The sequence below is a fragment of the Actinomycetospora sp. genome, assembly GCF_055612215.1.
On record NZ_JBVPVA010000897.1, the window covers coordinates 1 to 5036 of the forward strand.

General features: G+C 78.1%; 4 protein-coding genes. 2 read left to right on the forward strand and 2 right to left on the reverse strand.

What is annotated here, in order from left to right:
- Both AC0CYZ_RS24425 and AC0CYZ_RS24430 read right to left on the reverse strand, forming a co-directional pair.
- Positions 1-2010: glycosyltransferase family 4 protein (locus AC0CYZ_RS24425; protein ID WP_472220155.1), on the reverse strand; the 2010-nt coding region annotated here is incomplete at its 3' end.
- On the reverse strand, positions 2007-3035 hold the full coding sequence (locus AC0CYZ_RS24430; protein WP_472220157.1) for a glycosyltransferase: 1029 nt from the start codon (positions 3033-3035) through the stop codon (positions 2007-2009). The genes AC0CYZ_RS24425 and AC0CYZ_RS24430, both read right to left, overlap by 4 nt.
- A gap of 351 nt (positions 3036-3386) precedes the next feature.
- On the opposite strand from AC0CYZ_RS24430, the gene AC0CYZ_RS24435 reads away from it, so the two are divergent.
- Both AC0CYZ_RS24435 and AC0CYZ_RS24440 read left to right on the forward strand, forming a co-directional pair.
- Complete coding sequence (locus AC0CYZ_RS24435; RefSeq protein WP_472220159.1) at positions 3387-4397, forward strand: hypothetical protein; 1011 nt, start codon at positions 3387-3389, stop codon at positions 4395-4397.
- On the forward strand, positions 4397-5036 hold a 640-nt coding region (locus AC0CYZ_RS24440), incomplete at its 3' end, for a hypothetical protein (RefSeq protein ID WP_472220161.1). The genes AC0CYZ_RS24435 and AC0CYZ_RS24440, both read left to right, overlap by 1 nt.

Genomic DNA, 5036 nt, shown 5'->3' on the forward strand with positions numbered 1-5036 from the left:
CGTCCGCGTCCGCCTCGCGAGCCGCCACGAGCTGCTCGCCGGTGTGATGGTCTCCGAGATCGAGGGGTTCGGGCGCTCGGGACTCCAGGACACCACCTTTCCCGTCGCCGACCGCTCGGCGCTGCACCGCGCCGCGACGCGCCGCCGGGCCCGGTCGGACATGACCACCCTCGCGCGGTTCCGCCACGCCGACCCCGAGACCGCGGTCGCCCGGCTGCGCCTGACCGACGAGGCCGCCGTCACCGGTGACGAGGTCACGGCCCTGCTGCGCGGCTGCGACGAGGTCGACGCGCTCGCCGTCCTCGAGCGGCTGCGCGCCACCGACGTCCGCGTCCGCCTCGCGAGCCGCCACGAGCTGCTCGGCGGCCCGACCGCGGTCGGCGTCGGGCCGGCCGCCCGGGGCGCCGCCATGGGGCCGACGGCGGACCTCGGGCAGCCGTGACCGCGGCCCCGTCGCGGGAGCACGACGACCGCGGTCGGGCCCCCGAGCAGCTCGTGGCGGCTCGCGAGCCGGACGTGTGGGTCGCGGGCGCCGATGCGGCCGAGCACCGCGAGGGCGTCGACCTCGTCGCAGCCGCGCAGCAGGGCCACGACCTGCCCGGGCCCCTCCGGGCCGGACCCCTCGGCGACCCGCACGGCCACCTCGTCGGTGAGGCGCAGCGCGGCGGCGGCGTCCCAGGGCCGGTCGTGGGTGAAGTGGGCGACCGTGGTCATGTCGGAGCGGGCCCGCCGCCGGGTCGCCGCGCGGTGCAGCACGGAGCGGTCGGCGGGCGGGAGGTGGTCGTCCTCGGTCCCGGCCCGTCGGAAGGCGCGCATCTCGGAGAGCACCGAGCCGGCGAGCAGCTCGGCGGAGCGGTCCCAGCCGAAGCAGGCCGCCCAGTCGCGACAGGCCTGCGCGACCTCGCGGGCCCGCGCGGGGTCGGCCAGCTCGGCGAGGGTGCGCGGCAGCGCCGCGGCGAAGTCGTCGATCCCGTCGACGAGCCAGCCCGTCACGCCGTCGAGCACGGAGTCGCGGATGCCGGTGGCGCGCAGCGCCAGGCACGGCACGCCGGCGGCGGCGCCCTCGAGGACGACCAGGCCCCAGCCCTCGCCGTCGGAGGTGGAGGTGGTCAGCCAGGCGGAGTCCATGAGCGCGTCGCGCTCGGCGTCCGGCAGCCGGCCGTGGAAGCGGACCACCCGCCCGAGGCCGAGCTCGACGGCGGTGCGCCGCAGCGCGGTCAGCTCCGGTCCGTCGCCGATGATCTCGACCTGCAGGTCGGGCACGTCCGGCAGCGCGGCCCACACCGCGTGCAGCAGCAGGTCGACGCGCTTGTGCGGGACGAGCCGGCTGGTCAGCACGATCGTCGGGCGTTCGGCGCGCGCCGCGGTCGGCCCGGTGCGCCGGGCCGGGGCCATGCCGTTGGTGACGACGTCGATCGGGCCGTCGAACCGCAGGCGGCGGCGCAGCTCCTGGCGGGTGGACGCGGAGACCGCGACGGTCCGCTTGCCGGAGTAGACGCGGCGCGCGACCCGGCCCTCGAGGAGCCGGCCGACGGCCTCCCCGGCCGAGGAGAAGCGCGTGGCGAACTGGTCCTGGTGCACGTGGTGGACCACCTGCACCGTCGGGACCGTGTTGCGGGTGAAGACCGGCGAGAAGAACGGGATGCCGTTCTGGCAGTCGACCACCGCGTCGAACTGCGGGCGCAGGCTGCCGCGCAGCAGTCTCAGCGCGGCCCGCGCGTAGACCGACATGGTGGCGCCGGCGCGGCGGATCACGACACCGTCGATCTCGTCGTGGGCGCTCTGCCCGGCGTCGCGGGCGGTCAGCCAGGTCACGTGGACGCCCGCCTCGACCCAGCGCTTCGAGATCTCGTGGGCGTAGAGCTCGGCGCCGCCGGCCTGCGAGTGCCGGACGTCGCGCCAGTTGAGGACGAGCACGCGGCAGCCCGCGAGCTGCTCGGTGGCACGGTCCAGGACGGGGACGGCGACGGCGGTCCCCGCGCGGGTGCCGGGGGTGAGGGTGGAGGTCACGAGGCGCTCCCGGAGGTGGCGGTGAGGTCGGTCGAGAGGGCGGCGCGGGACGGCAGCGCCGGGCCGGGACGGGACAGCTCGCGGTGCAGCTTCGCGACGGCGGTGAAGGCGGCGAGGCCGTCGCGGACCGGGCGCAGCGTCGAGCCGCTGGTGTCGGTCCAGGTCACCGGGATCTCGTCGATCCGTCCGCCGCCGTCGCGCACGAGGCGCAGCAGCTCGACGTCGAACGCGAAGCCGGTGGACCGGGCCCGCCACAGCGGGTCCTGCACGGCGAGGCGGTCGAAGAACTTGAACCCGCACTGGGTGTCGTGGATGCCGGGCAGCAGCGGGCGGGAGAGCAGCCGGAAGGCCGTGCCGCCGACGCGGCGGCCCAGCGGCTGTCTGCTCGCGATCGACGCCCCGGGGGCGTGGCGGGAGGCGATGGCCGCGGCGGCGCCGCCGCGCAGGGACGCCATCACGGGCAGGAAGGTCTCGAGCGGGGTGGAGAGGTCGGCGTCGGTGAAGCCGACGATCCGCGAACGGCTCGTCCGCAGGCCGCGGTGCACGGCGGCGCCCTTGCCGGCCTGCGAGCAGCCGATGGCGACGGCCTCGACGCACCAGCCGGTCGCGACGTTGCAGGCGCGGCCGGTGACCGCGAGGACCGTCGCGGCGGTGTCGTCGACGCTGCCGTTGTCGACGACCACGACGCGCGAGGTCCACGGCTGCTCGGAGAGGAACGCGACCATCGCGGTGAGGGTCGCGGGCAGCCGGCCGGACTCGTTGTAGGCCGGGATGATGACCTCGAGGTCGACCGGGGAGCGGCCCGCGGCGTCCTCGCGGTGGTCCTCGGGGTGCGCCGCGAGCTCCCCGGAGGCCCGCGAGACGGCCTGCGCGACCGCGGAGACCACCGCGTCATCGACGACGTCGACCAGCTCGGAGCTGCGGACCTGTTCGACGAGGTCCGTCGGGCGGAGCTCGCCGGCGCCCGTCCGGAGCGAGGGGTGCGGGGCGATGACCTCGGCCAGTCCGTCCATCACGTTCTGCACATCGACAGCATCGGCCGATCGGCTCAGTAATTAACCCTCTCGTCTCGCGACCGATCGGGCGCAACCGGAGCATTTCACCTGGTGGAGGCGTGTCGGCCGCCCGGTGGAGTCGCCGCCGGTGGCCCGGAGTTTCACGCCGACGGGTGACCGGTGCGCACGACCCGACGGTCCCCGTCCGTGTCGGGCGCGGTGGTGACCGCGGTCCGGAGGGGCGGCGAGGGCGCTCGGGGGCTGCCTTTAGACTGCGTCCCGGGTACGCCGTACGGCGGCCCCGACGCGGCCGGTCCACGGCCGGTGCACGACGAGTTGGGCCCGGTGCGCGTCCGGCGAGGACCACGGGCAGGAGGTCCCATGAGCCGGCCGGCCGACGCGCGTGGCGCGGCGCCCGCGGGTGCGCGCGGTCCGCGCCCGGCGGCGTCCGCGGGATCGCCGGGCGGAGGTCCGACGCCCGGCCCGCGCACCCCGGTGACCGGCATCCCGGCGCCGGCGCCCTCGCCGTCGCCCGGGACCCCGTCGCCCGGTGCCGCGGCACGCGGCCGGCCCGCGGGCGCCGGTCCGACGCCCATCCCGCCGGCGAGCGCCTCCGGGGGCGGGCACCCGCCGTACACCCCGGCGCGGCGGTTCGCCGACTGGCACCGGGCCCGCGCCGACGGCCGTGCGGGCCTGCCCGGCCTCGAGCCCGGCCGCCCACCCGGGACCCCCGCGCTCGAGGAGCTCGCCCAGGACTTCCTCGCCCGCAGCCATCGCGAGCGGCTGCGCCTCGACGTCGAGCTCGCCCCGCTCCTGGAGACCGAGGCGGCCCTCGTCGCGCGCATCGAGCAGACCGAGCTCGCGGCGGGCCGCGCCGAGGAGCGCCTGGCGGGCTGGCCGGTGCTGCTCGCCGACGACCAGCTGGCCCTGCGCCGCGGGGGCGAGGCCCGCACCGCCGACGACGTCGTGCGCTCCCGACGAGCCCGGGAGTACGAGGCCCTGCGCCGGCCGGTCGTCGAGGAGGTGGATCGGCTGCGCCGCACCGCGGCGGCCGCCCACGAGGAGCTGGCCCGGGTCCGCGCCGCTGTCCGCGCCCGCGAGATCGTCGGGGCCACCCGCGTCCGGCGGCTGCACGCCCAGGCCATGCGCCGCATCTCGGCCTACGAGCGCCACCTGGTCCGCCACCACCCCGCGGGGGATCGCGTCGGCCCCCTGCTCGCCGCGCAGCACCCCCGCATCCCCGGCTGGGTGTTCGCCGCCGAGGACCCGTCCGTGCCCCCGGGCGAGGCGGCAACCCCGCCGCGGGGCACGCCCGCCGGCCACACCGCGGGTACGCCCGCCGCACCGACCGGGCACACCGGCCGGCACGCCACCCCCGCCGAGGAGGCCTGATGGCCCGGACGCTCCCGTGGTGGCGCCGGATCGTGGGTCCGCGCACCACGCCGGACGACGCCCCACCCACGCCCGGCGGCGCCGGCGGCTCGGGGTTCGGCTCCGTGGGCGGCGCCCCGCCGGCCCCGGGCGCCCGCGGCTCCCGGGCCGGGGGCACCGCCGAGACCGACGTCCCGCGCGGCCTGCGGGCCCCCGGGACGCCGGAGGAGAAGCGGTTCTCCCAGGTCTACGCGGAGGACCGCGTCGGCCCGATGCCCTACCCCAACCAGGCCAGCCCCGACGTCGCCGCCGCCCGCGGCCGCGTCCGGGCGCTGGTCGAGGACCTGCTGCCGGGTGCGGTCGACGAGGGCACCGGCGGGGCGCTCGACCCGCTGATCGCCTCGTGGGCGTCAGGCTGGCTCGCGCGGATCGACTCCGAGCACGCCGACCACCACGCCGTCATCGACCGCCTGATCGGCGGCGCCCGGCGACAGCTCGCCGACGCCGAGGCCGCCCACGAGCGCGACCGGCGCGCCCTCGAGATCGCCCGCCACGACTACGCCGACGCCCGCGAGCGCCTCATGGAGCCGGTGGGGACGCCGGCCGGCGACGGGTCCGGCGAGGCGTCCGGTGGACGGCCCGGCCTGTTGCGCCGCGCGG

What these genes read in the sequence shown, in the direction of transcription:
- AC0CYZ_RS24435 (WP_472220159.1), top strand. Translation starts at nt 3,387, where the DNA reads ATGAGCCGGCCGGCCGACGCGCGTGGCGCGGCGCCCGCGGGTGCGCGC.